This is a genomic window from Streptococcus massiliensis DSM 18628, from assembly GCF_000380065.1.
GTDB classification, from domain to species: domain Bacteria; phylum Bacillota; class Bacilli; order Lactobacillales; family Streptococcaceae; genus Streptococcus; species Streptococcus massiliensis.
This window is the reverse complement of record NZ_KB904409.1, coordinates 27,538-53,494: the sequence shown is the minus strand read 5'-3', so window position 1 is coordinate 53,494 and position 25,957 is coordinate 27,538. Positions and strand designations below refer to the sequence as shown.

The 25,957-nt window shown below is 43.7% G+C and carries 22 protein-coding genes and 1 pseudogene; 16 read left to right on the top strand and 7 right to left on the bottom strand.

Annotated elements, in window-relative coordinates; translation table 11 throughout:
* Positions 1 to 145, bottom strand: a pseudogene (locus A3I3_RS10260) (ISL3 family transposase); the annotation flags it as partial.
* 544 nt (positions 146 to 689) lie between these two features.
* Between A3I3_RS10260 and A3I3_RS0107860 the strand changes: the two are divergent.
* The 10 genes from A3I3_RS0107860 (at position 690) to fni (ending at position 12,855) form a co-directional block, all read left to right on the top strand.
* On the top strand, positions 690 to 1,463 hold the full coding sequence (locus tag A3I3_RS0107860; RefSeq protein ID WP_018372171.1) for a DUF6261 family protein: 774 nt from the start codon (positions 690 to 692) through the stop codon (positions 1,461 to 1,463).
* 237 nt (positions 1,464 to 1,700) lie between these two features.
* The gene (locus tag A3I3_RS10360) at positions 1,701 to 1,883 is read left to right on the top strand and encodes a YSIRK-type signal peptide-containing protein (RefSeq protein ID WP_051073101.1); all 183 of its coding nucleotides are present in this window, start codon (positions 1,701 to 1,703) and stop codon (positions 1,881 to 1,883) included.
* 25 nt (positions 1,884 to 1,908) lie between these two features.
* Positions 1,909 to 5,682, top strand: a complete 3,774-nt coding sequence (locus tag A3I3_RS10355; RefSeq protein ID WP_051073100.1) for a mucin-binding protein — start codon at positions 1,909 to 1,911, stop codon at positions 5,680 to 5,682.
* Positions 5,683 to 5,827: 145 nt separating this feature from the next.
* Positions 5,828 to 7,111 carry a hypothetical protein gene (locus A3I3_RS0107850; RefSeq protein ID WP_026129849.1) on the top strand — a complete coding sequence of 428 codons (1,284 nt, stop codon included), beginning with the start codon at positions 5,828 to 5,830 and terminating at the stop codon, positions 7,109 to 7,111.
* Between the two features lie 115 nt (positions 7,112 to 7,226).
* A complete protein-coding gene (locus tag A3I3_RS0107845; RefSeq protein WP_018372169.1) occupies positions 7,227 to 7,955 on the top strand; it encodes a CppA N-terminal domain-containing protein in 729 nt (242 codons plus the stop codon).
* A 29-nt stretch (positions 7,956 to 7,984) separates the two neighbouring features.
* Complete coding sequence (locus A3I3_RS0107840; RefSeq protein WP_174222132.1) at positions 7,985 to 8,923, top strand: serine hydrolase domain-containing protein; 939 nt, start codon at positions 7,985 to 7,987, stop codon at positions 8,921 to 8,923.
* A 124-nt stretch (positions 8,924 to 9,047) separates the two neighbouring features.
* The gene (gene mvk / locus A3I3_RS0107835; protein WP_018372167.1) at positions 9,048 to 9,926 is read left to right on the top strand and encodes a mevalonate kinase; all 879 of its coding nucleotides are present in this window, start codon (positions 9,048 to 9,050) and stop codon (positions 9,924 to 9,926) included.
* Positions 9,908 to 10,855 carry a diphosphomevalonate decarboxylase gene (mvaD, locus tag A3I3_RS0107830; protein WP_018372166.1) on the top strand — a complete coding sequence of 316 codons (948 nt, stop codon included), beginning with the start codon at positions 9,908 to 9,910 and terminating at the stop codon, positions 10,853 to 10,855. Before mvk ends, mvaD begins: the two co-directional genes overlap by 19 nt.
* Positions 10,845 to 11,855, top strand: a complete 1,011-nt coding sequence (locus tag A3I3_RS0107825; RefSeq protein WP_018372165.1) for a phosphomevalonate kinase — start codon at positions 10,845 to 10,847, stop codon at positions 11,853 to 11,855. Before mvaD ends, A3I3_RS0107825 begins: the two co-directional genes overlap by 11 nt.
* Positions 11,848 to 12,855 carry a type 2 isopentenyl-diphosphate Delta-isomerase gene (fni, locus tag A3I3_RS0107820; RefSeq protein WP_018372164.1) on the top strand — a complete coding sequence of 336 codons (1,008 nt, stop codon included), beginning with the start codon at positions 11,848 to 11,850 and terminating at the stop codon, positions 12,853 to 12,855. The genes A3I3_RS0107825 and fni overlap by 8 nt, the downstream gene beginning before the upstream one ends.
* 14 nt (positions 12,856 to 12,869) lie before the next feature.
* Here fni and A3I3_RS0107815 read toward each other — a convergent pair whose 3' ends face one another.
* The 5 genes from A3I3_RS0107815 to pflB all read right to left on the bottom strand — a co-directional run bounded on the left by A3I3_RS0107815 (position 12,870) and on the right by pflB (position 19,085).
* Positions 12,870 to 14,141, bottom strand: a complete 1,272-nt coding sequence (locus A3I3_RS0107815) for a hydroxymethylglutaryl-CoA reductase, degradative (protein WP_018372163.1) — start codon at positions 14,139 to 14,141, stop codon at positions 12,870 to 12,872.
* Entirely contained in the window at positions 14,134 to 15,312 is a 1,179-nt protein-coding gene (locus A3I3_RS0107810; RefSeq protein ID WP_018372162.1) for a hydroxymethylglutaryl-CoA synthase, read from the bottom strand. Before A3I3_RS0107810 ends, A3I3_RS0107815 begins: the two co-directional genes overlap by 8 nt.
* Before the next feature lie 134 nt (positions 15,313 to 15,446).
* Positions 15,447 to 15,896: a threonine/serine exporter family protein gene (locus A3I3_RS0107805; protein ID WP_018372161.1), complete on the bottom strand. Its 450-nt coding sequence runs from the start codon at positions 15,894 to 15,896 to the stop codon at positions 15,447 to 15,449.
* Entirely contained in the window at positions 15,893 to 16,660 is a 768-nt protein-coding gene (locus A3I3_RS0107800; protein ID WP_018372160.1) for a threonine/serine exporter family protein, read from the bottom strand. The genes A3I3_RS0107805 and A3I3_RS0107800 overlap by 4 nt, the downstream gene beginning before the upstream one ends.
* A gap of 106 nt (positions 16,661 to 16,766) precedes the next feature.
* Positions 16,767 to 19,085, bottom strand: coding sequence for a formate C-acetyltransferase (gene pflB / locus A3I3_RS0107795; RefSeq protein WP_018372159.1), 2,319 nt, complete (start codon positions 19,083 to 19,085; stop codon positions 16,767 to 16,769).
* A 231-nt stretch (positions 19,086 to 19,316) separates the two neighbouring features.
* Between pflB and dinB the strand changes: the two genes are divergently transcribed.
* Positions 19,317 to 20,384 (top strand): DNA polymerase IV, encoded by a 1,068-nt coding sequence (gene dinB, locus A3I3_RS0107785; RefSeq protein ID WP_018372157.1) that lies wholly within the window; start codon positions 19,317 to 19,319, stop codon positions 20,382 to 20,384.
* Positions 20,385 to 20,590: 206 nt separating this feature from the next.
* A complete protein-coding gene (locus tag A3I3_RS0107780; RefSeq protein WP_018372156.1) occupies positions 20,591 to 21,997 on the top strand; it encodes a Cof-type HAD-IIB family hydrolase in 1,407 nt (468 codons plus the stop codon).
* An 18-nt stretch (positions 21,998 to 22,015) separates the two neighbouring features.
* Here the strand turns inward: A3I3_RS0107780 and A3I3_RS0107775 are convergent, their stop codons facing one another.
* A complete protein-coding gene (locus A3I3_RS0107775) occupies positions 22,016 to 22,468 on the bottom strand; it encodes a universal stress protein (RefSeq protein WP_018372155.1) in 453 nt (150 codons plus the stop codon).
* Positions 22,469 to 22,621: 153 nt separating this feature from the next.
* Between A3I3_RS0107775 and A3I3_RS0107770 the strand changes: the two genes are divergently transcribed.
* From A3I3_RS0107770 to A3I3_RS0107755, 4 genes are all read left to right on the top strand, one after another.
* Complete coding sequence (locus A3I3_RS0107770; protein ID WP_018372154.1) at positions 22,622 to 23,836, top strand: pyridoxal phosphate-dependent aminotransferase; 1,215 nt, start codon at positions 22,622 to 22,624, stop codon at positions 23,834 to 23,836.
* 97 nt (positions 23,837 to 23,933) lie between these two features.
* Positions 23,934 to 24,722: a GTP-sensing pleiotropic transcriptional regulator CodY gene (codY, locus tag A3I3_RS0107765; RefSeq protein WP_018372153.1), complete on the top strand. Its 789-nt coding sequence runs from the start codon at positions 23,934 to 23,936 to the stop codon at positions 24,720 to 24,722.
* A 36-nt stretch (positions 24,723 to 24,758) separates the two neighbouring features.
* Positions 24,759 to 25,175: an EamA family transporter gene (locus A3I3_RS0107760; protein WP_018372152.1), complete on the top strand. Its 417-nt coding sequence runs from the start codon at positions 24,759 to 24,761 to the stop codon at positions 25,173 to 25,175.
* Positions 25,176 to 25,219: 44 nt separating this feature from the next.
* Positions 25,220 to 25,777, top strand: coding sequence for a cysteine hydrolase family protein (locus A3I3_RS0107755; protein WP_018372151.1), 558 nt, complete (start codon positions 25,220 to 25,222; stop codon positions 25,775 to 25,777).
* Positions 25,778 to 25,957 lie beyond the last annotated feature (180 nt).

Genomic DNA, 25,957 nt, shown 5'->3' with positions numbered 1-25,957 from the left:
GACCATGACAGCTGTAGCATTTAGGAGCAGGATAATCCAACTTCGCGATGATTTCTTTATGCGTTCCAGCATCTAGAACATCCAAAATCGTAATGTTAGGGTCTTTGATTTCCAGTAAGTTTGTGATAAAATTTAATTGTTCCATATGAGTCTTTCTAATGATGGTTTGGTCGCTTTTCATTATAGGTCATATGGGACTTTTTTTCTACAACAAAATAAGCTCCATAATCCCTAAAGTGATTTTACCCACTACAGAAATTATAGAGCCTCTTTTTTTGTATCCTTTTGCTCTTCTTAGTCGTGAGCAGGGAGGTTTCTAAAGTTAAAATGATTTTTACAGAGGAAGGACTTGACCTCTTTTCCATTTATGCTATACTAAATATTGTTACTTTCATGAAAAGTAACAATTTGTTTTCCTCGTCGACTCGGTCGACGATCTACTTGAGTGTTACTTTCCCCCGTCGACTGAGTCGAAAGGATGCCCAAGCATTATTTTATTTCGTCGACTCGGTCGACGCTATGCCTGAGTATTCGTTTGCCTTATCGACCGGGTCGACGTTATGCCCGAGTATTCGTTCACCTTGTCGACTGGGTCGACAGCTTGTCTGAGCATTGGTTCACCTCATCGACCCAGTCGACGGGATGAATTATCAGACGAAAAAAATAAGAACATGTTGGAGGAGTAACTTTTGACAAAAGAGTTAAAGATTATTGATTTTAGACTGGGCCATCTTCGTCATGCGGAGTTTTCGCAGTTTATCGCTCGTTTCCTAGACGATGTGGAAAAGGAAAACTTGGATGTGAAGAAAGAGGACGTGCTCTCTAGACTGCTTGCAACACTCAAAAGCAAGCTGCCAGCTTATCAGGCCTCTCTAGGTCAGGTGCGTGCCAGTGAAAAGTCAGCGTCTATTACTGAAGCGGACCAGTTGCGGGACGAAGATTTCCAAGCCCTGAGAGACGCTATCAAGCCTTATCGTTCTAGTCGGCGTGAAAATGAAAAAGCTGCCTACAAGACCTTGGACTTGCTCTTTGACCAATACAAAAAAGCGAGCCAAGTTTCTTATGAGGAAGAAACAGCCCTTCTAAACAGTCTCTTGGACAAGCTCAAACAAGCGGACTATCAAGCAGCGGTTGAAGTATTAGCGCTTGGTCGTTTCGTCACCAATCTGACTGAAAGTCAAGCAGCCTTTGACAAAGTCTTCTCTGAACGCTCGCAAGAAAAGTTGGCAAAGGTCAGCTATGACACCAAGCAATTACGCAAGGACTTGGTAGCCCCTTACCAACAGTTGTGTGACTATGTGGCAATCTTAGTCCAAGTTAAGGACGATGAGCTTTACCAAAAGACCTTGAACCTGCTCAACAACAGCCGTAAGTATTACGCTGATGTCTTGGCAAGACGCAAGGGGCTGAACAAAAAGGAAAATACCAAGAAAGAAGGGAGTGGGACAGAACTCGTCCCTTAAAAGGAATAGTTCGTCGTCCCACCCCCGCGATGCCTATTAGACTTGTACGAAGCCTGTAATGGCGAACGTAGAAGTCAAGAGGCTACCGCGTCTAGTACATAAATCAAATAAATTTCAGAGGCCAGAGACTTTTGTCTCAGCCTCTTCTTTGTCTACCAAATGACTTCTATGTCCAACAACTGGACTAATCAAAGCATTTATGATAATATTGTTGTATAACATAGAAGGAGGCTCAAAATGAAAAGTTTTAAGCTATACAAAGGCAAACACGAGAAGTTTTCGATCCGAAAACTGAGTGTAGGAGTGGTTTCATTGGCGATCGCAGCACTAGCCATTTATGGTACAAGTGCAAGTGCGCAAGCAGATGAGACAGAAATGAGCCTTCAACCCGTTACCCAGATATCTGGGGGGGGTAACTAGCCCCTTAACGGCTGTTGAAGGAACATTGGTTGAAGAAGAGAACACAGGCAAAAGAGAGCAAGCTGTGACGCAGGAGAAGGACATTCAAACTCCGGCTGAAACAGATGTTCCAAAAACAGGTACAGATTCCTTGGTGGGGAAGACTGAGGAGGAGGCAACAGGCGAGAACACAGAACTCGACCTGAGCCAAGCACCGATTATGCCTGTGACCAGTGCAGTGGCAGAGGACAAGGCACCCGCAAGTCCTTCGGCAGCTCCTAAGGAAATCCCAACAGCCATTCTTCAGAGAAAAGCGCGTTCGGTATCGCATACCCAAATCAGCTCTCCTATTGGTTCTTTTGAAGCGACGGTTACTACAAAAGACGGAGTGGAGCTACACAATGGTGATTCGACGAATTTGGATGGGCAGAATGCATTTTTAAGTGAAATCAAAATGAAGTTTAGCCTCCTTCAAGACGGCAATTTGAAGGCTGGTGATAAAGTTCGAATTCCGGTTACTTTGACTAATAATTCTTATCGATACTACGATTTAATTCTTAGTTCAGCTACCGCTTCAACTATCGCTGGCGTGGGGACACTCTGGTTTGATGCATCAGACCCAAACAATTTAGCTTATGTCATTACATTAAACAGTGATTTTGAAAATCTTGCGCCGGGGACTCAAAAGGCAATTTCTGTCACCCAGAAGCCGTCATCTCAGGCATCTTTGAGAGCAACATTGAGTCGTAAAAATATTGTTTTAAATATTAATGGTATGACCTTTAATTTTGTTCCAAAACCGAGAGAGTTTCCAAAAGATGAATTGGATTTTCTCATCAGTACCCTTTCACAAAGTAATGCTGCCAATCAAATTAATGTAGGCGCCATGATACTGGATCCTAATTACTTAAATAACATGTTGGCAAGTAATGGAACTGACCCGGGTAATACTGGTATTCCAGAGGGTGATGTGATTATGGTCAATCGAGTGAAGCCTAGTGGTTCTAAGGTCATCTCTGTAAATTCTCCTGCTACCATAGGGACAGTTACCCCGTCTATTAGTGAAGATGGAACTTATGTGGTTAAAAATGACCCAGCAACTTCCTTGAATATTACAAATAATCCAGCAGCCAATGTGACTTTACCTGCTGGAGCAACTGATGAAGATATTATAAAAGCTTTAAAGGCTGCTGGACCAAATTCTCGTCTTGCAATTAACAATGGTGATGGTACTTACACACTCGCCTATAATTTCGGACAGTTTACTGGTAATAAAGCCTTAACCTATCATGACATTAGACCCGAAGATGATGTATCCACTCTTTCGGATCAACATCAAGAAATTGATCGGACTGATGAAGTGAATGAAAAAGTAAATAAGATTTTAGCTAAAACAAATGTTATTAACGGTCTCATTTACATGCAGACAATGTATTTCTCAGATGCTTCGATCGTTAATAGTATCACAGGAACAACAGCTCGATATGCAGTTAAAGATGATAATACGACTACACAATTATCTAAATGGAACATAAATGCAGCTACTAGACCTTCCAACGCTCGCGCTGAAGGGCAAACCAAGATTACCGTCCGCTATGTGGATACCGTAGGCAATGAAATTGCCTCACAAGCCTACCAATACGGCTACCCAGTAGGCTCTACCATTGCTTCTCCGTCGCCAGACTATGATGTCAAGACCAAGAACATCACGGGCTACACCCTCGTCAAAACGGCTCAGCCGATCGCAAGTGTAGCAGGTACCCAGTTATTAGACAACACCAAGGTCGCTTTCGGAGCAGCGGATAAAGATGTCTATTTCGTCTACTCGGTCAATAAAGAAAAAGCCCAAGTGCGCTATATTGACGACACAACGGGCGCAACGCTGGAAACCAAAGAGCTGACCGGTGATTACAATACTACAGACACTTACCGCACCCAGCCAAGCATTCAAAACTACCAAGCCCAAGGCTATGAGCTGGTCTCTGACAACTACCCAAGCACAGGGGTGACCTACAATGAAACGGTGCAGAAGTTTGAAGTCCACTTGAAACACAAGGTCACTAAGACCACAGAAAGCAAGGACGTCAAACAAACCATTCGCTATGTCTACGAGGACGGCACTAAGGCGGCAGACAGTAAGGAAAGCAAACTCACCTTCACTCGTGAAGTGACAACAGATGCCGTGACTCATCAGGACACCAAGGGGGCATGGACAGCGACTGGCGGCACGAGCTTTGCGGCAGTAGACTCTCCGGTCATTCCGGGCTTCACACCAGACCAAGCCACTGTTCCTGCGGTAGATAATGTGACAGCGGATAGTAGTGATAGTGTGGTGACGGTGACCTATCGAGCCCAGAGCCAGAAAGTGGTCTACACGGTGATTGATGACACGACCGGAACCAAGCTAGCCGATAAGGTTGCTCTCACTTCTGGTTCATCAAACAGTACCCTGCCAGCTGCGGCACAAACGCAGTATGACAATATCGTTGCTTCATACACCAGCAAGGGTTATGGCTTAGTCTCACGTGACCCATTGCCAGCTACCTTTGACAACGATAATAAGGTCGACCAAGAAGTCATTATCCATGTTAAACATGAAACCGAAGACAAGCAAGAGACTAAGGACGTGAGCTTGACGGTTCGTTACCACGGTGCAGGCAGTCAAACCCCAGCCGACAAGGTTCAAACCGCTCAATGGACACGGACGGTAACCCTAGATAAGGTGACAGGAAGTGAAGTAGCCTCAACCCCTTGGACAGCAGATAAGGTCAACTATGATGCGGTACCGTCTCCAGTCATTCCGGGCTATACGGTCGATGTAGCGACTGTACCACAAGAAGCGGTGACCCAAGACAATATTGTCAAGGACGTGAACTATACCAAAGAAGCTCCTGCCCAAGACCAGAAAGTGGTCTACACGGTGATTGATGACACGACAGGAACGAAGCTAGCCGATAAGGTTGCTCTGACAACTGGCTCATCAAACAGCACCCTACCAGCTGCGGCACAAACGCAATATGACAACATTATTGCTTCTTACACCAGCAAGGGTTATGGCTTAGTCTCACATGACCCATTACCAGCTACCTTCGACAATGACAATAACATTGACCAAGAAGTCATTATCCATGTCAAACATGAGACCGAAGACAAGCAAGAAACCAAGGATGTGAGCTTGACGGTTCGTTACCATGGTGCAGGCAGCCAAACCCCAGCAGACAGGGTTCAAACGGCCCAATGGACACGGACTGTGACCCTTGATAAGGTGACAGGAAGCGAAATCAGCGCAACCCCATGGACAGCGGATAAGGCCAATTATGAAGAAGTCAAGACTCCTCTAGTCCAAACCTTTGTGGCAGATAAGGCAGTGGTTTCAGGACGAGCAGTGACTCTTGACAATCAAGTAGAGGACGTTAATTATGCGCCGATCGGGCATGTGATTCCAGTTGACGAGGACGGTAAGGAGATACCGGGAGCAGATCATCCGATTTATCCGAACGACCCAACGGATCCAACCAAGGTCTTGGTCACACCTGTTCCTGAGATTTCTGGCTGGACACCGGATGTGAAAGAAGTGACTCCACAGGATCCGACCAAGGACACACCGGTGGTTTACCGCAAGCCAAAACCGACTCCGAATCCGGATCAACCTAAACAACCGAATACACCTGACAAACCACAGAAACCGGGTCAACCGAATAAGCCTATTTTACCGAAGACAGGGGACAAGGTAGCAAGCTCAGCCCTTGCTTCTCTGTTAGGAGTTGGAGCCTTGTTTACAGCAGCCGGTTTGGTTCGTGGACGCAAGGAAGAGGAATAGAAGGATTCATCAGCAAGACGCCTGATGAACCAACACGAGGAGGAGACTGATAGGTCTTCTTCTTTTGGTGTGGGTGACAAAAGATGGAGTTTGAGGTAAAATATATAGGAATAAAAAGAATTTAGTGGACATATTTTAGAGTATGATGAAGATGAAACTGAAAACAGAGTTAAGAGAATTAAGCAAGCGGCGCACTTTACTTTTTGGCTTAGTCGCCTTTGTTCTCGGAGTGGTGGTTTTGTGGAATGGCAGCGCTGTGACCCACCTGAGCATCACCTTGCTAGCTATTTACTTGATTGGGACAGGACTTTCTGACCTCTTTTTGCATCTTGTTTTGAGGCGCAAGGAAATTTCCATAACCAGCAGTTTCTGGCGGATTTTTGTGGGGATTGGGCTGGACTTGCTCAATGATTTTACCAGTCTTCCGCTCAATACTCTTCTGATCCTCTTGGGCTGCTATCAGCTTTTTATGGCAGCCATTTACGGCGTGACTTTCGTTCTTTTCCGCCAAAATAAAATCAAGGGCAGCTGGCGTTTTTTGTTTGATACGCTTCTCTACGGTGGGATTGGGATTTCGACGATCATTGCTCCCAATGCAGACAGCGACCTTCAGTTTCTCTTTTTGGGAATTTATTTGATTGCGCTGGGAATTTCTAATCTGCGTGACGGGCTCTTTTTTGATAATGATAAAGATAGAAATATTGTTCGGCGGCGGATGCGGGTGAGCTTGCCCATTGTTATCGCTGCTTTTATCCCAGCGGAGCGGCTCAATCAATTCAATAAAATCCTGCAAGGAGAGAATCCAGAGCAGCAAGCGCAAAGCCGGCATATTGTGGAAGAAGTTCTGCCCAGCGACTTGGAAGTTTTTGTTCATACGTCAGAGACCAGTTTTTTGGGTGCCATTGGGCATGTCGATATTTGCTATAAAGGCAAGGTCATCTCTTATGGCAATTACGACCCTTTTTCCGAGCGCCTCTTTGGCACGGTGGGCGACGGTGTGCTCTTTAAGGTGGACAAGAAAGCCTATATTGAGCTTTGCAAAAAGGAAAGCAAGAAAACGCTTTTTGGCTATTCTTTGCATTTGACCAAGGAGCAGGAGCAGGCGGTTGAGGAGCGTTTGGCAGAAATTGACCAGCTGACCTATGCTTGGGAGCCGTCTAGCGAGCTTAAGGACGGACAGCACATCTATCCTTATCATCTCAAGTATGACCTGGGGGCGGAAGTTTACAAGTTCAAGTCCGGCCGTTTTAAGACCTATTTTGTCTTGTCGACCAACTGCGTTCTTCTGGCGGATTCGATTTTGGGCAAGGCAGGAACCGACATTGTCAGTCCGCGTGGCATTATCGCTCCGGGGACCTATCAAAATTATCTTCAATATGAGCTGGAATCCAGTCGGAGCTTGGTCATCGCTGAGAATATTTATCAATAGATTTTGTGATTTGAAAGTGTTTGCATTTAGAGTTGCAAACATTTTTTTGAAATCTGCGCATAATTGTTTGTAAAATAGTTAAAAATTTTTTACAATAGTAGGGCTGGAGGAAATCATGATTTTGAATGAGAAGATAGTGTCGTTTATCCCTGTTTTGAAAATTAATAATCGACACAGAAATTTAGAATTTTATCAAGAAACCTTGGGAATAAAAGATTTGTTAGAAGAAGGAGCTTTTACCAGTCTAGGAGACAAATCTAAGATTGAAAAACTAGTTTTAGAAGAGACGCCGGGAAATCGTGCCCGCAAGGTTGAGGGAGCTAAAAAACTGGCTCAAATCACAATCAGGGTGGGAGAGCCAAAGGAAATTGAGAGTCTTTTAGCACGGGGCGCCAAGTATGATCAACTCTATCGTGGAGAAAAAGGCTATGCCTTTTCAGCTACTTCGCCTGAAGGGGATCATTTCTTGCTTCATGCAGAAGAACAAGTGGAAAAATTGAAAGTCATTGAGCAAACGGACTTTGTAGAAATAGATGATTTTAACGGTTTAACTGCTTTTGAGATAACAGAAGTCACTCTTCGTGTTCCTGATGTGGTTAAAGCCAAGCAATTCTATCAAGATTTGGATTTGCCTATAGCTTTTGTTCAGGGTGTAGGAGCAGACCTAACGCAAGTAAATAGCCTAACTTGGGACTTGAGTGCTTTTTATATCCTGTTAGAACAAGTGCCAGTGGCAGCTTTATGTCAGCATTTTGAAGGGCGAGATTTCTTTGTTCCCAAATCTGAGAAATTTTTTGTAGTAACAGATGAAAGCCAGATTGAATTGCGGTTTGAGAAAGCTTAAAGATTAGAAATAAATTTTATACGTTAAGAATGACAATGAATAAAAAACTAATTTTTGACAAGATTTCCGAGCAGCTAGCTGAAAACCTTTATCCGGGGGCCAGTGTTAGCCTTTATCAAGTTGGGGATTGGCAGGATAGTTACTTTGGTTTGGCGGATCCTGAGACAGGTTTAGCCAGTCAAGCGGGCTTGGTTTACGACTTGGCTAGTGTCAGCAAGGTCGTGGGCGTGGGAACGATTTTTGCTTTTATGGCCCACAAGGGGGAATTGGAACTTGACCAGACCTTGAAAGAGCTCTATCCGACTTTTGACCATGAGCAAGTGACCCTGCGCCAGTTACTCACCCATACGTCGGGTCTCAATCCTTTCATTCCCAATCGGGATCAACTTGACCAAGAGCAGCTGAAAGAAGCTCTCAATCACTTGCAGTTGAAAGTTGACAAATCTTTTCACTATACCGATGTTAATTTTTTGCTGCTGGGTTTTCTTTTGGAGGAGCTCTATGGGCAATCTTTGAATGTCCTTTTTGAGCGAGAAATTTTCCAGCCTTGGCAGATGCGAGAGACCTCTTTCGGTCCTCTTGCGCAGGCTGTGCCAACGGTGCGCGGGGCTCGAGCTGGGCTTGTTCACGATCCCAAGGCGCGTGTTTTGGGGGTTCATGCGGGCAGTGCAGGCTTGTTTTCGACTGTGGCAGACTTGAAAAAGTTTTTAGAGCATTATTTGACAGATGATTTTGCTCAAGCCCTGACACAAAATTACAGTAGAGAAGCGGGGAAAACCCGCAGCCTGGCTTGGAATTTAGAGGGAGATTGGCTGGATCATACGGGCTACACAGGAACTTTTTTGATGTATAATCGTAAAAGTCAAGAAGCTGCCATTTTCTTGTCCAATCGAACTTATGAACGCGATGAGCGAGCTTACTGGATTGAAAAGCGTAATGAGCTGATGAACTTAATACGAAAAAGCTGAGCGAAACTTGGCTTTTTTTGTGGAAAAATGAGGGTCGCTTTTTATAAGAAAATGTATTAAAATAGTAAGTAGAGTAGAAGTAAAATGTCATGCTTCTAAACAAGCGAAAGTAAATAAATAGTATATGACAAAAGAATGTGGTGTCGGTAAGGCACATAGTAAAATTATTTTAATCGGTGAACACTCGGTGGTTTATGGCTATCCAGCCATTGCCCTGCCTTTAAATAATATCGAGGTGACTTGTCGGGTTTTCCCATCTGATCGGGTTTGGGAACTTTACGATGAAGATACGCTATCTATGGCAGTCTTTGCCTCCTTGGAGCACTTGGGCATTGAAGCAGCCAAGATACGCTGTCAGGTGGAGTCTATGGTGCCTGAAAAGCGTGGCATGGGCTCATCGGCAGCGGTCAGCATTGCAGCCATTCGGGCAGTTTTTGACTATTTTGAAGAAGACTTGGATGCTCAAACCTTGGAAATTTTGGCAAATCGGGCGGAAATGATTGCCCACATGAATCCGAGCGGGCTGGACGCCAAGACTTGCCTGAGCGATGTGGCTATTAAATTCATCCGGAATTTTGGTTTTACCGAATTGAAACTGGAATTAGAGTCCTATTTGGTTATTGCCGATACAGGGGTATATGGGCAGACACGTGAGGCTATTCAAAAAGTAGAAGCGCTAGGGCAAAAAGCTCTGCCTTTGCTACAAGAACTGGGAAATTTGACAAAAATCGTCGAAAAAGCCATTTCTATCAAAGATTTGATTACCTTGGGGCAAGCCATGACTACAGCCCACCAAAAACTGGCAGCCTTGGGCGTCAGCTGTTCAAAAGCGGATGACTTGGTGCAGGTCGCCTTGGAAAATGGAGCACTCGGTGCCAAAATGAGTGGTGGCGGCTTGGGCGGCTGCGTCATTGCCCTGGTCAGAGAAAGGGCAGAAGCTCAGCAATTAGCCACTTTATTAAGAGAGAAAGGTGCGATAAACACATGGATAGAAAGCCTGTAACTGTAAAATCCTATGCCAATATTGCCATTGTCAAATACTGGGGTAAAAAAGATGCAGAAAAAATCATCCCTGCGACCAGTAGTATTTCTCTAACTTTAGAAAATATGTACACAGAAACGCAGCTCAGTCCTTTGGCTGCAACTGCCAAGCAAGATGAATTTTACATCAATGGCGTCTTGCAAGATGAGGCAGAGCACGCAAAAATCGGTCGAATTATTGACCGATTTCGTCCAAGAGGAGTAGGATTTGTGCGGGTTGACACGACCAATAATATGCCGACTGCGGCGGGCTTGTCGTCTAGCTCCAGCGGTTTATCTGCTCTCGTCAAGGCTTGTAATGAGTTTTTCCAGCTGCATTTGTCAACAAAAGAGCTGGCACAAGAAGCGAAGTTCGCTTCAGGCTCATCAGCTCGCTCTTTCTATGGGCCGCTCGCTGCTTGGGACAAGGATAGCGGAGCCATTTATCCTGTTCAGACAGATTTAAAGCTAGCGATGATTATGTTGGTGCTCCACGACCAGAGAAAGACCGTTTCCAGTCGTGAGGGAATGAAGCGTTGCGCAGAGACTTCGACTAATTTTGCTGCTTGGATAAAGCAATCGGAGCACGATTATCAGCAGATGCTGACTTATCTTAAGGACAATGACTTTGAAAAGGTCGGCGATTTAACTGAGAGCAATGCTCTCTTTATGCACTCAACGACCGAGACAGCGAGCCCTGCTTTTTCTTATCTGACCGAGCAGACGCGAGAAGCCATGGATTTTGTGAGAAACTTGCGGGCAGCAGGTGAGCGCTGCTATTTCACCATGGACGCGGGGCCTAATGTCAAGGTGCTCTGTTTGGAAGAGGATTTGGAGCATTTAGTTTCCATTTTTGAGCAGAAATACAAGCTCATCGTTTCAAAAACAAAGGACTTGCCAGATGAGCACTAAAAAAACAGTTCAAACTTGCGGCAAGCTCTACTGGGTTGGAGAATATGCGGTGCTCTATCCTAAGCAGGGAGCGATTATCAAGAATATTCCTATCTATATGACGGCGACGATTGAGACAGCAGAGCATTATCAACTGGCGTCAGATATGTTTGATTATAGCGTGGGGTTAGAGCCTGATGCTTCCTATGCTCTCATCCAAGAGACAGTTCTCGTTATGAATAACTTTCTTGCTAGTCAAGGGTTGAGCAGCCGTGCTTTTTCGCTCAGCATTTCTGGCAAAATGGAAAAAGAGGGCAAAAAAATCGGGCTGGGCTCCAGCGGCAGCGTGGTTATCTTGACGCTTAAGGCTATGGCGGCCTTGTATGAGCTGGATTTATCGAGCGAGCAGCTCTTTAAGCTGGCTTCCTATGTCCTACTCAAGCGCGGCGACAATGGTTCTATGGGCGATGTGGCCTGCATTGCTTACGAAGACCTGATTTATTATCAAGCCTTTGACCGGCAGGCAATCAAGAAAATGATTGAGGCGATGTCCTTAGAGCAAGTTTTGGCAGCAGACTGGGGCTATGTTATTAGAAGGATTACACCAAGTTTATCCTTTGACTTTTTAGTAGGTTGGACTAAGGAACCCGCTATATCTAAGGATATGATTAAGCTGGTGCAAGCAGCTATCAATCCAGCTTTTCTGGCAGCAACCCAAGAGCAGGTTTTACTCTTAGAGCAGGCTCTGACAGTTGGGGATAAGGTTGCGATTAAAGCTAGTCTGAACAAGGTCGGCTCACTCCTGGCTGATTTAAGTCCCGCCATTTACAATGAAAAATTAAAGCAATTAAGATCAGCCAGCAGCGGTCTGGATAGTGTGGCTAAGAGCAGCGGAGCAGGTGGCGGTGATTGCGGGATTGCTCTTGCTTTTGACCAGCAAGCACGAGAAATAATCAAGCAGCGTTGGCAAGAAGCGGGCATTGATTTACTTTATCAGGAAAGGATAGGGCAAAATGAGTGAAAATCGGAAAGACCAGCATATCAAGTACGCTTTAGAACACAAGTCGCCTTACAACAGTTTTGATGAAATAGAGCTTATTCATTGCTCGCTTCCTGATATCGATTTGGCAGAAGTAGATTTGACTACACATTTTGCTGGACGAGATTTTACCTATCCCTTTTATATTAATGCAATGACAGGTGGGAGCGCTAAGGGTAAGGAAATTAATTTTAAATTAGCTCAGGTAGCAGCAGCTTGTGGTTTGCTTTTTGTTACGGGTTCTTATAGTGCTGCACTTAAAAATCCCGAGGATGATTCTTATCCTGATAAGAAAGATTTTCCTCAATTATTATTGGGGACTAATATCGGGATTGATAAACCAGTTGCAGCCGGCAAGCAAGCGATTGCAGCCCTAGACCCGCTCTTTTTACAGGTTCATGTCAACCTCATGCAGGAACTACTCATGCCTGAAGGGGAAAGGCAGTTCAAGCACTGGAAAGACAATTTGACTGCTTATGTACGAGAAATTTCCCTGCCAGTTATTCTCAAAGAAGTCGGTTTTGGCATGGATATTAGAACTATGCAAACAGCTTACGATTTAGGTATTCGCACGGTGGATTTGTCAGGGCGGGGTGGAACCAGCTTTGCCTATATCGAAAATCGCAGGGCTGGTAAAAGAAGTTACTTAGATAACTGGGGACAATCAACCTTACAGGCCTTGATCAATGCGCAGCCAATGCGAGATAAGTTAGAGATCTTAGTCAGCGGTGGTGTTAGGAATCCTTTGGATATGGTAAAAGCTCTGGTGCTTGGTGCAAGAGCGGTTGGACTGTCACGCACCATGCTTGAATTAGTTGAGGAGTATCCTGTTGAGCAAGTGATTGATATTGTCAATAGTTGGAAAGAAGATCTGCGCCTGATTATGTGTGCACTTAATTGCCGGACGATTAAAGAGCTAAGGCAAGTGCCTTATTTGCTTTATGGTAGGTTGCGAGAAGCTCAAAGACAAAAAATAGAGTGAGATTTTTTCTCACTCTATTTTTTGTCTTGTCGTATTTTTTTAAGAATTTCTTGTGCATTTTCCAAATTAAATATTTTTGCTTCAGTCAGGTGCTTGACCAGAGGAGCCACCTCTTCTTCCTTCGCCCCTGCTAGCAGAGCCAGCGATTTGGCTTGGAGTTTCATGTGCCCTGCTTGAATGCCTGTGCTGACCAAGGCCTTGAGCGCTGCAAAATTTTGTGCCAGTCCCACTGCTACGATAATAGAGGCAAGTTCCTTGGCAGTTGGTTCTTGCAGCAGGTCAAAGCTAGCCGCTACAGTCGGATTGAGCCCGATAGAGCCGCCTTTGGTCGCAATCGGCATAGGCAAGGTTAGCTGTCCCTTAAGGAGGTTTTGTTCTTTATCGATTGCCCAAGTGCTAAGTCCACGGTACTGTCCATCCCTAGCTGCGTAAGCGTGAGCACCTGCTTCGATAGCCCGCCAGTCATTACCAGTTGCAAGTACCACAGCATCAATGCCGTTAAAAATTCCCTTATTATGTGTTGAAGCACGATAAGGGTCAGCCTGGGCCAAATCGCTAGCCAAGGCCATTTTTTTGGCGATTGTTCCTGCTTCTGATCTATCTCGGCTCAAATAGCGAAAGGGAATTTGGCATTTTGCTGTCACTAAACTTTCTGTTGCATAGTTAGAAAGGATTGCCATCAAGCATTCGCCACCTGTAAGATCCTCTAGTCGACCAGAGATGGCTTCTAGCATGGTATTAAGCATGTTGGCTCCCATTGCTTCCTGCGTATCAACACTCAAATAAACGATGAGAAAGTCTTCCTTAATAGCTGTCGTGACTGCTCTTGCGCCGCCACCTCTTTTGACAATAGAAGGGTAAGCCTGATTAGCGAGCTCTATTAATTCTGTTTCAGCTTTTTTAATGAGCTCTTGCGCGGCGACTTGATCAGCTAACCCGTATAAGGCTACTTGTCCAATCATTAATCGCTCATGGATAAGCGTTGTAAAACCACCAGAGTGTTTGATAATCTTGGCAGCAAAACTAGCAGCAAGAACAACAGACGGCTCCTCAGTCACAAAGGGAACCAAGTAATCTTTCCCATTGACGTAAAAATCAGGCACGACTGCATAAGGTAAGGCAAAAGTTCCTAATACATTTTCTGCCATCTGATTAGCAGTTGTAACCGGTAGAGTCGCTCCTGTACGTAACTCTTGTACTCTTTCTTGACTAAGTACCTTTTCTGTTAGCAATTTTTCCAGCCGCTCCTGCGGCGTTTTTTTTGAAAATCCTGTCCAACTAGTCATGGGCAAGGACCTTTTGGTAAACTCGCTTATGCTCGCTAATTTCTGTCAAGGCATAAGTTTGATTTTCATAGCCTGTAAATTTGGTACTAGCTGTTTCATCTAGTTTTACTGGCTCAAAAAACATCGCTTCATACTCGGCTACTGTTAAACGACTACGTCGATCTAGAGCTGCCAGCCGATCTGTACGGAGTTGTTTTTCATAACCTTCAACTAAATTCGCACTAAAAATCTCCGCTACCGCGCCGCTGCCGTAGCTGAAAAGAATAATTTGATCTCCTGCTTTGAGATGTTTACTATTTTCTAATAGGGAAAGCAAACCTAAAAAGAGAGAGCCTGTGTAAATATTGCCGACCTTTTGACTGTATAAAATAGAGCTATCAAAGTTTTCCTGGAGTTGAATTTGTTGCTCCTCACTTAGGCTTTTATCCATGATTTGTTTAAGTCCCTTGAGAGCTAACTTGGGATAAGGCAGGTGGAAACAATAAGCAGAAAAGTCTTTTAAGGCGAGCCCAGTACGTTTCTGATATTCTGCCCAAGTTGTTTTAAGACAGTCTAGATATTGCCGAGTTGAAAACATCCCGTCTACGAACGGCGTTGTCGAATAATTAGGACGCCAGAAATCCATAATGTTGCGAGTTTGAGCTACATTGTCATCATTGAAAATCAGAATGCGTGGGTTTGCAGTCACGAGCATAGCAATGGAGCCCGCTCCCTGTGTTGGTTCACCAGAAGCCTTAATTCCATAGCGAGCAATGTCACTTGCAATAACCAATACTTTAGATGTAGGATGCGCACTAACATGGAGCTTAGCATAGTCTAGTGCTGCAGTAGCACTATAACAGGCTTCTTTGAGTTCAAAACTTCGAGCAAAAGGATTGATATCTAGGAGGCTGTGAATAAAGACTGCTGCAGCCTTAGATTGATCAATTCCAGATTCGGTCGCAACAATAACCATGTCAATAGCTGCTCGATCTTCGTCTGTTAAAATATCTTCAGCTGCGGTTGCCCCTAAAGTCACAATGTCCTCGGTAACAGGAGTGATACTAAGTTCCTTTAACAAGAGCCCTTTGCTTAATTTCTCAGGATTAGTATCGCGAGCCTGAGCTAAATCTTCTAAATGTAGTACGTATTGACCCGTCGCAAAACCAATCTTATCAATACCAATATTCATTAGTAAACCTCGTTCACTTAGTTTGAAAACTAAGAGTATTTCCTACTTATTCTATCATATTTCACGAAAAAAGGCAGGTAAAAAATACTCTCAGGAAATAGACAAGGATCAGACAAGTGTCTAATCCTCTTTTGCTATTTTAGATTTTTCCGTTTGTTTCGCCGATAAAGCTTAAGCACGATAGTTCCACTAGCCATTCCAATCGAAATAGCTAGGGCGAGAATAATAACCAAAATAGCTGATACAACAGCTTGACTATAATTACCATTTACAAAAAGGGTAGTCGTTCGGTAGGACAGGTAGCCAGGTACTAATGGTGCAAGGATAGCGATGGCAAAAACGATAGTTGGAGTGCGCAGCTTGATGCTGACAATTTGGCTAATAGAAGAGCCGACAACAGCAGCAATAAAAGTTGCAACAATGACATTAGTCGGTTCCTTTAGGACATAGTAAATCATCCAAGTAACCATACCGATAACAGAAGCTGGAATTAGCATGCTCTTTTGGATGTTGAGCACGATCAGGAAAGCCCAGATAGCGATAAAGCTAGAAATAGCTTGTAGGAGTAAAATTGCTAGATTCATAGGATTTGGTTCATTAGGAGAATGCCCAGAGTGGTTCCGGCTCCAAGGGCAAAGATAATAAGAGTACTTTCAAAGAGCTTACTCATGCCGGTGTTGAGATGATTAGTCATAAGGTCGCGAACAGCATTAGTAAGAGCAATCCCGGGGACAAAAGGCATGACACAGCCAGCCATAATCCAGTCCACATGCGTCTCAGCAGGGTAAAAGTGAGACCAGATCAGTCCAATTATGGTAAAGGTGAGAGCGCCTAAAAATGCTGACACAAAAGGAATTCTAGCCGATTTTTCCATGCCCATATAGACCAGAAATCCAAGGAAGGTAGCGATAATTGCTCCTAAAGCGTCCGCAAAATTTCCGCCGAACATGACTGAGAAAAAGGGAGCAGCGATAGTAGCTGCCGCCAAGGTCTGTAGAGATTTGTAGGGCAGAGGTTTTTCTTTCAACCCTTGCAAGGTTTGATAAGCCTCTTCTAAGCCAATCTCGCCACTGGCTAATTGACGTGAGATCTGATTGACATCACAGACCTTCTCGATATTATAAGATGAAGATAGAATGCGTTTCATGCGCGAAAGATTGGTTTGCTCAATCGAGACAAAAATTGCAGCAGGCATGGCTAGGACATTCAAATCCTTGATGCCTTGAGAGTGCGCAATCCGAATCATGGTGTCTTCTACCCGATAGATTTCTGAGCCGCTTTGAATGAGCAGAGCCCCTGCTAACATCGCCACATCAATCACGCGGTCTACATGTGTCCGTTCAGTCATGGTCTAATCCTTTATCCGTATTAAATTTATTATACCAAAAAAATGAGCAAGAGAAAACTCTATCCGCTAGAAAGAGATAGAGTTTTTCAGTACTTTTGCTAAATTCTTAGCTAAGTGCATCGTCCACTGAAAGCACTTCGTGGAAGACACGTTGAGTCAATTCTGTTTTTTGTTCTGGTGTGAGATATTTAGTGTTTACACAGTAACCAGAGATACGAACGATAACATCTTCACCAGCCATGATCTTGTCATAGACATCTGACAAGTCCATAACGTTCAAGTTGACGTGTTGTCCACCATTTTCAAAGTAACCGTCAAGGATCGTTACGAGATTATCAACTTGTTCTTCACGAGTCTTACCAAGAGCACGTGGAGATACTTGCGTAGTGAGTGAGATACCGTCAGCTGCGTAACCAAAGTCAAGGCTAGCGAGAGAGTTGAGGTTTTGCAACCAGCCACCTTTGGCCTTATTAGATGGGTTAGCACCTGGTGAGAAGAATTCGAGCTTGCTTGTGTTGACTGTACCGTCTTCGTTGAGGTATACTCCGCGGTGAACCGGTGAGTTACCAGTTTGTTTAGAGTAAGCAACGTTTGAAGTGATCGTAAGAAGTGATACAGTAGCTTCTGCGTTCTTGTAGAGTTTGTGGCTACGTAGACGAGTTGTGTAAGCCTCAATCAACCATTCAGCCAGTTCGTTAGAACGAGGGTCATCTTCACCCCAACGTGGGTACTCGCCGATTGTTTCGTAGTCGTAGATATAGCCATTTTCATCACGGATTGGTTTTACAGTAGCATACTTGATAGCTGCCAAGGTATCAACTGTATTTGCAAATCCACAGATACCAAATCCCATGTTAGCCCGTTGGTGAGTTGGCAAGAAGGCCATTTGTACTGCTTCATAGTTGTACTTGTCAGTCATGTAGTGGATGATGTTCAAAGCATCTACATAAGTGTCAGTCAACCAGTCAAGAGATTTTTCAAAGTTAGCTTTTACTTCATCAAAGTCAAGGACATCAGAAGTAATTGGGTCAATGTCGAATACTTTGTAGTCTTTGTGCACATCATCGTAACCACCATTGAGACCTGTAAGCAGAGCTTTCAGCACATTTACACGAGCACCGAAGTACTGGATATTGTGACGTTGTTCTTCATTTTCTGGGTCAAGCGGAGACACACAACATGAGATACAGCTCATTTCGCCATAACCGTCTTTGGCCATGGTTGTTACACCTTCGTATTGGATTGAAGAGTGTTTGTGGCTCATGTGCATGCAGTAGTGACGGAAGGCATATGGCAATTTGTCAGTCCAAAGAACTGTCAAGTTTGGTTCTGGAGAGTTACCAACGTTGTCAAGTGTGTTCAAGAAACGGTAGTCCATTTTGGTAACACGGTGACGACCGTCATTTCCCATACCAGCCATAGAAGTTGTGATGAAAGTTGGGTCTCCTGAGTAAAGTTGGTCATAGGCTTTTGTACGAGCAAATTTTACAGTACGAAGTTTCAATACAAAATCATCAACAAATTCTTGGATTTCGCTTTCAGTATAAGTACCGCGAGCAAGGTCACGTTCAGCATAGATGTCAAGAACGATTGGCACACGTCCAAGAGAAGTAGCTGCACCATTGATGACACGACATACTGCCATGAAAGCAATATTTGTCCATTGAATAGCTTCTTTTGTGTCAAAGGCCGGACGACGAACGTCAACACCGTAAAGGTCACCCAGTTTCACAACTTGTTGCAGTGCTTGGTGTTGCAAATTGATTTCTTCACGCAAACGGATTGTTTCTTCGTCAATGTCTGTCAAAGCATTCCAGTCAGCAACTTTTTCAGCCATAAGGTAGTCGGCTCCATAAAGAGCAAGACGTGTGTAAACACCGATGATCCGTCCGCGAGAATATGCGTCTGGCAAACCTGTTACGGTATGAGCATGGCGAGCACGACGAATGTTTGAAGTGTAAGCGCGGAAAATACCGTCATTTACAGTTGTAGCATATTTAGTGAAAATTTCATGCAATTTAGGATCTGGTTCATAACCATTTTCTTTCAAAGTGGTCTCAGCCATACGAATACCACCTTTTGGCATGAAATTAAGGCGGAAAAGTTCAGAGTTTTGGAGACCAAAGATAACTTCATTATCCTTGTCAATGTAACCTGCAGGTAGATCAGAAATAGACGCTACACGGTCTGTATCCATAGGGAAACGAGTCTCTTCATAGTGAGCTTTCGTTTCTTCAATAATTTTTTTAATGTGAAGAGAGCGCTCAGTTGGCCCTGCTAAGAAACTTTCATCTCCGTCGTATGGAGTATAGTTTGCTTGAACAAAGCGAGATACGCTTGCTTTTTCTTTCCAATCTTCGCCTTTAAAGCCTTCCCAAGCTTTTGCGAAAATATCCTGTGCTTCAACGACTGTTTTTACAACCATATTTTTTCCTCTTTTGACTTTCTAGTAACAAGAACTGTTACACTTATGGATACAGTATATCATATAGTAATCGTTTTCACAAAGCAAAATAGGGAATTACAACACTTTCTTTTATAATACAGATTTTAATTTTTCAAGAATTTTGTACTATATTTTTGTAAATAGTAAATCTTTTTCAAATCTTTCAGAAAAGCGTATAATGGAAAGAGAATTTCTGTTAAAGGGGGCAGCATGCTGATTTTTCCGCTTATCAATGACACATCCAGAAAAATCATTCATATCGACATGGATGCCTTTTTTGCTGCCATTGAAGAGCGGGACAATCCTTCTCTTAAGGGCAAGCCTGTGATTGTCGGGAGCGACCCGCGCTTGACGGGCGGGCGCGGCGTGGTTTCGACCTGCAATTATGAGGCGCGCAAGTTCGGCGTGCACTCGGCTATGAGCTCAAAAGAAGCCTATGAGCGCTGTCCGCAGGCGGTTTTCATTTCGGGAAATTATGAGAAGTATCAAGCCGTTGGGCTGCAAATTCGTGAGATTTTTAAGCGTTATACGGACTTGATTGAGCCTATGAGTATTGATGAGGCCTATCTGGACGTCACCAAAAATAAACTGGGAATCAAGTCGGCGGTCAAGATTGCACGGCTCATTCAGCATGATATTTGGAACGAGCTGCATTTAACCAGCTCGGCGGGTGTTTCCTATAATAAATTTTTAGCCAAGATTGCCAGCGATTATGAGAAACCGCACGGGCTGACGGTCATTCGACCAGAGGATGCACAGGAGTTTCTGGCGGCAATGGATATCGCCAAGTTTCACGGTGTAGGCAAAAAGACAGTGGAAAAATTACATGACATGCAGGTTTTTACGGGGGCTGATTTGCTGGAAATTCCTGAAATGACCTTGATAGACAAGTTTGGGCGTTTCGGTTTTGACCTCTATCGCAAAGCGCGTGGCATCAGTAATTCGCCGGTCAAAAGCAATCGTATTCGTAAGTCTATCGGTAAGGAGCGAACCTATAAAAAATTGCTCTATGATGAAGAAGACATCAAAAAAGAGCTGACCTTGCTGGCGCAGAAGGTGGCGGCTGGTCTCACCAAGCATCAAAAACAGGGGCGAACCATTGTTCTTAAAATCCGCTACGCTGATTTCTCAACCTTGACCAAGCGGCGGAGTTTGAGCCTTGCCACTAATCAGGCGGAGCTGATTGAGCGGGTCGCGCACGCCCTTTATGACGAACTGGAAGAGCAACCGCGCGGCGTTCGCCTGCTGGGAGTTACTGTTACAGGGTTGGCAGAATGAATATAATATAAAAAACTGGAAAATGAAGAAATTCCAGTTTTTATATTATGAAAATATGGATGTAGTCGCTTTTTAGAATTTCAATCTTCTCATAGTTGGGAATAGTTTCACCAGTGTGGAATACAAGAATTTTCGTTCTCATTCGTGAGGAACTTTCCTAAATATGATATAATTTATTGTACAATAAAAGAAAGTGAATAGAAGAATTGGAAATAAAAGCAGTCTTTTTTGATATTGACGGAACACTAATCAATGACAGTCGAACGGTGCTTAAGTCAACGGAAAAAGCCATTCATAGTTTAAAAGAACAAGGGATTTTAGTCGGTTTAGCCACAGGTCGAGGCCCTTTTTTCGTCCGCCCCTTTATGGAGCAACTTCAGTTAGATTTTGCTGTTACCTATAATGGTCAATATATTTTCTCGCGTGATAAGGTTATTTCGGCGACGCCGATTGATAAGCAGCATTTGCAGCAGTTAATCGCTTATGCACGAAAAAATCGTAAGGAAATTGCTCTAGGAACTAGGGACGGTGTATTCGGTAGTAGGATCATGAGTTTTGGGCTTAGTCCAGTTTCTCAATGGAGTAGCCGTTTTGTGCCCAAGAAATTGGTTAAAAGTGTGACCAATGGCTTTAACCGCTTGATTGGAAAGGTAGTGCCTCAAAATACTCAAGAACTTTCAGCTTTGTCGCGCCAGCCTATTTATCAAGTGCTGATGCTGGCAACCCCTCAAGAAAGTGAACAGGTAGCTGAACAATTTCCTGAACTCAAGTTTACTCGTAGCAGCCCTTACGCATCCGATATTATCAATCAAGGAACCTCAAAACTTGAGGGAATTAAGCGAATTGGGGAAGAGTTCGGTTTTGACATCAGTCAGGTGATGGCTTTCGGTGATTCGGACAATGACTTAGAAATGTTATCTGGTGTTGGACTGTCTATCGCTATGGGAAATGGGACTTCTAAAGTTAAAGAAATAGCCAAACACACAACGAGCAGTAATAGTCAAGACGGTATTCATAGGGCACTAGAACATTTTGGAATTTTAGCTAGTGAGAAAGTTTTTGTCAGCAGCGACCCCCATTTCAATAAGGTTAAAGAATTTCATGGACTTATGGACGAGAGCACTCAGGAAGAGCCGATCGTTTGGAGCAATCAAGATGCAATTCATCGCGCCGATTTTAAACTTGAAGAGTTAGTTGAGTTTGTTCAGGCAGCTAGTCAGGGTGAAGAAGAGTTTGATGCTGCAATTCGTCAACTTCATGCCGCTTTAGATAAAGCACAAACAAAGGTGAAAAGTAAGAAAAAAGCAGAAGTTTCACTGACGGGGCAAGTAGATGCTCTAATTGACCTTCTTTACTTTACCTATGGAAGTTTTGCTCTTATGGGAGTGGATCCTGAACGGATTTTTGATATCGTGCATCAGGCCAATATGGGGAAAATCTTTCCAGATGGAAAAGCGCACTTTGACCCAGTGACCCATAAAATTCTCAAACCTGATGATTGGGAAGAAAAGTATGCGCCAGAGCCTGCTATCAAAGCAGAGTTAGAGCGACAAATTCGTGCCTATCAGCGCAATCAAAGCATAGCAGCAGAAACAGAAAAATCTCAGTCTTGAAAGACTGAGATTTTATTTTTACAATAACTTTTCGGTATCACGGACAATCAACATGTCCACTTTGGCATGACGGAGAATGTATTCAGATGAAGAACCGATTAAGAGCCGCTCAAAAGCATTAAGACCAGTCGCTCCAACCATGATGAGATCCACCTTGTGTTCATCTGGGATGGTCGTTGCAAGAAGCGTTTTAGGGTTTCCAAATTCGATAACTACCTCGACTTGTTCAACGCCAGCTTCTTTTGCCATTTCTTGGTAGCTTGAGGTTAGTTTTTGTGCTTCTTCTTCGAGCTCTTTATAAACCTCAGCGTCAAAAGTAGAGACACTTTGGAGGGCGCGAGTATCAATGACATGGGCTATGAGTAGGTTGGATTTGTTGCGCAGGGCGACGTTAATTCCCTTTTTCAAAGCCAATTCAGACTCGCTAGAACCATCAACAGCAACCATGATATTTTCATATTTTTGAGCCATAGTAGATAACCTCCATGTATTTGTTACTTATATTGTAATCCTTTTCATGAAAAATGTAAAGAAATTACCGTTAGAATTTCATTGCGGAATTTTGGATTTTACAGAATATTCTGTGGTATAATTAAGAACAGTCTTTAAAATCGAGGTTTCACCATGAAGGAATTTAAAAAATCCACAAAACTGGAACATGTTGCCTATGATATTCGTGGCCCAGTATTAGAAGAAGCAAATCGTATGATCGCAAATGGCGAAAAAATTCTTCGTCTCAACACGGGAAATCCAGCTGCATTTGACTTTACGGCACCTGATGAGGTGATTCATGATCTGATCATGAATGCACGCAACAGCGAAGGTTACTCGGATTCTAGAGGGATTTTTTCGGCTCGCAAAGCAATTATGCAATATTGTCAGCTCAAAAATTTCCCAACTGTTGATATTGATGACATTTATCTGGGTAATGGGGTCAGTGAATTGATTACCATGTCTATGCAGGGTTTACTTGATGACGGCGATGAAGTCTTAATTCCTATGCCTGACTATCCCTTGTGGACAGCGGCAGTGAGTCTCGCTGGCGGAAATGCGGTGCACTATATCTGTGATGAGCAAGCAGAATGGTATCCAGATATTGATGATATTAAGTCTAAGATTACCTCTAATACCAAGGCGATTGTGGTCATCAATCCTAATAATCCGACGGGCTCGCTCTACCCTAAGGACATCTTAGAGGAAATCGTAGAAATTGCGCGGCAGAACGATTTGATTATCTTTGCTGATGAGATTTACGACCGCTTGGTTATGGACGGCGAGCAGCATATTGCCATTGCCAGTCTGGCTCCTGACCTTTTCTGCGTTAGTATGAATGGTTTATCTAAATCTCATCGTATTGCGGGTTTTCGGGTAGGCTGGATGGTCTTGTCAGGTCCCAAGCGCCATGTCAAGGACTATATTGAAGGACTTAATATGTTGTCGAACATGCGTCTTTGCTCAAATGTTTTAGCGCAACAAGTCGTGCAAACATCGCTTGGTGGCTATCAGTCCGTTGATGAACTCTTGCTACCGGGGGGACGTATCTACGAACAAAGAAATTTCATCTATGAAGCGATCAGTGATATTCCGGGCTTATCAGCCGTAAAACCTAAAGCAGGACTTTATATTTTTCCTAAAATTGACCGCACCATGTATAAGGTTGATGATGATGAACAATTTGTTCTTGATTTCTTGAAACAAGAGAAAATTTTGTTAGTACATGGTCGTGGATTTAACTGGAAGGAACCTGATCATTTCCGAATTGTTTATCTACCGCGTGTTGATGAATTAGCACAAGTTCAAGAAAAGATGACTCGTTTTTTGCATCAATATAGGCGCTAATGGTATAAAAATTGTATATCAGTAATGAATTTTCAGATAATTATTGTCAATTTATTGAATATTTGCTATAATGGATTGAATAAAATTGAGGTGTACAATGGTAACATTATTAGAGAAAACAAGAAAAATTACATCGATCCTTAAGCGTTCAGATGAAGCTTTACAGGATGAATTACCATACAATGCTATAACAAAGCAGTTAGCAGATATTATTGACTGTAATGCCTGTATTGTCAACAGCAAGGGGATCCTACTTGGATATTTTATGCGCTACAAGACCAATACAGAACGTGTTGAAGCCTTCTTTGAGACTAAGATCTTCCCAGAAGCTTATATTCAAGCGGCTAATATGATTTATGATACCGAAGCAAACTTGGATGTAGATCAAGAATTATCTATTTTCCCGGTTGAAACCAAGCATGAGTTTCCAGATGGCTGGACGACTGTTGCTCCGATTCATGTGACAGGGATTCGTTTAGGAACCTTGATTATTTGGCGCAACGATGAAAAATTTGATAATGATGATTTAACTTTGGTTGAAATTGCCAGCACTGTAGTTGGGATTCAACTGCTCAACCTTCAGCGCGAAGAAGACGAAAAAAATATTCGTCGCAGGACGGCAGTAACTATGGCGGTCAATACACTTTCTTATTCCGAGTTGCGAGCAGTTTCTGCTATCTTGAGCGAATTAAGCGGTAATGAAGGTCATCTGACAGCTTCTGTCATTGCAGACCGCATTGGTATTACGCGCTCTGTGATTGTTAATGCTCTTCGCAAGCTAGAAAGTGCAGGGATCATCGAAAGTCGCTCTCTGGGAATGAAAGGGACTTACTTGAAAGTGCTCATTCCAGATATTTTTGAAGAGATTAAAAAGCGGGATTACTAGTTTCTTAGATAAATAATAGTAGAGGAAAGAGGCAGTATGAGTTGGATTTGGTTTGCCTTGGGCTCAGCTTTTTTTGCAGGCTTGACGGCGATTTTAGGAAAGCTGGGTGTTGCAGGGCTGAATAGCAATTTAGCGACCTTTATTCGGACGGTTGTCATTTTACTAGTGACGTCTGCTATCATCAGCTGGCGCCACGAATGGCAACTTCCTAAGCATATCGCTGCTCGTCCTTTTACCTTTCTGATTTTATCTGGCCTGGCGACAGGCTTGTCCTGGCTATGCTACTACCGAGCTCTGCAGCTGGCACCAGCCTCTTGGGTGGCGCCGATTGACAAGCTGAGTGTGGTCATTGCCATTGTTCTAGGGGTAGTACTTCTAGGAGAACCCTTGAGTATCAAGCTGGTGGCAGGCTCTCTGCTTATTGTAGCAGGTGTCTTGGTTTTGACCCTGTAAATGTCGCTAAATTTGAACAATTTTGGAGCTGATGAGGAGGAGAAATGACAAAAGCCCTGATTTCGATTGACTACACCTTTGACTTTGTAGCTGACGAGGGAAAATTAACTGCGGGCAAACCCGCTCAGGCGATTTCCCAAGCTATCTATCAGGTGACACAGGCTGCCTATGAGCGCGGAGATTTCATTTTCTTTGCCATTGATGCCCATGAGGAAAAGGACAGCTACCACCCAGAAAGCAAGCTCTTTCCGCCTCACAATATCAAGGGAACGGCTGGGCGTGAGCTCTACGGTCCTTTGGCGGATTTTTATGAGGAACACAAGGACAGCGAGCGTCTTTTCTGGATAGATAAGCGCCATTACTCGGCTTTTTCGGGAACGGATTTGGATATTCGTTTGCGGGAGCGTCGGGTGGATACGGTCGTTTTGACCGGTGTCCTGACAGACATCTGTGTCCTCCACACAGCTATTGATGCCTACAATTTAGGTTACCAGATTGAGGTTGTGGAGTCAGCGGTGGCCTCTATTCAGCCAGAAAATCATCAATTTGCCCTTCAGCACTTGCAAAATGTGCTTGGAGCGGTTATAATGGAGACAATTTAATAAAAAATGAAAAAGTAGAGTAGGCTGGTTTGCTTGCCCAGAGAGCGCTGGTAGCTGAGAGCAGCGCCAAGGAAATCTGTCCGAAAAACATACTTTGTTAGGTCATTTGTGTGATAAAAAGCGCAAACGTTGCTCACGTTATGAGCCTAGAGATTGCATTTTGCAATGAAGAACAGTGGT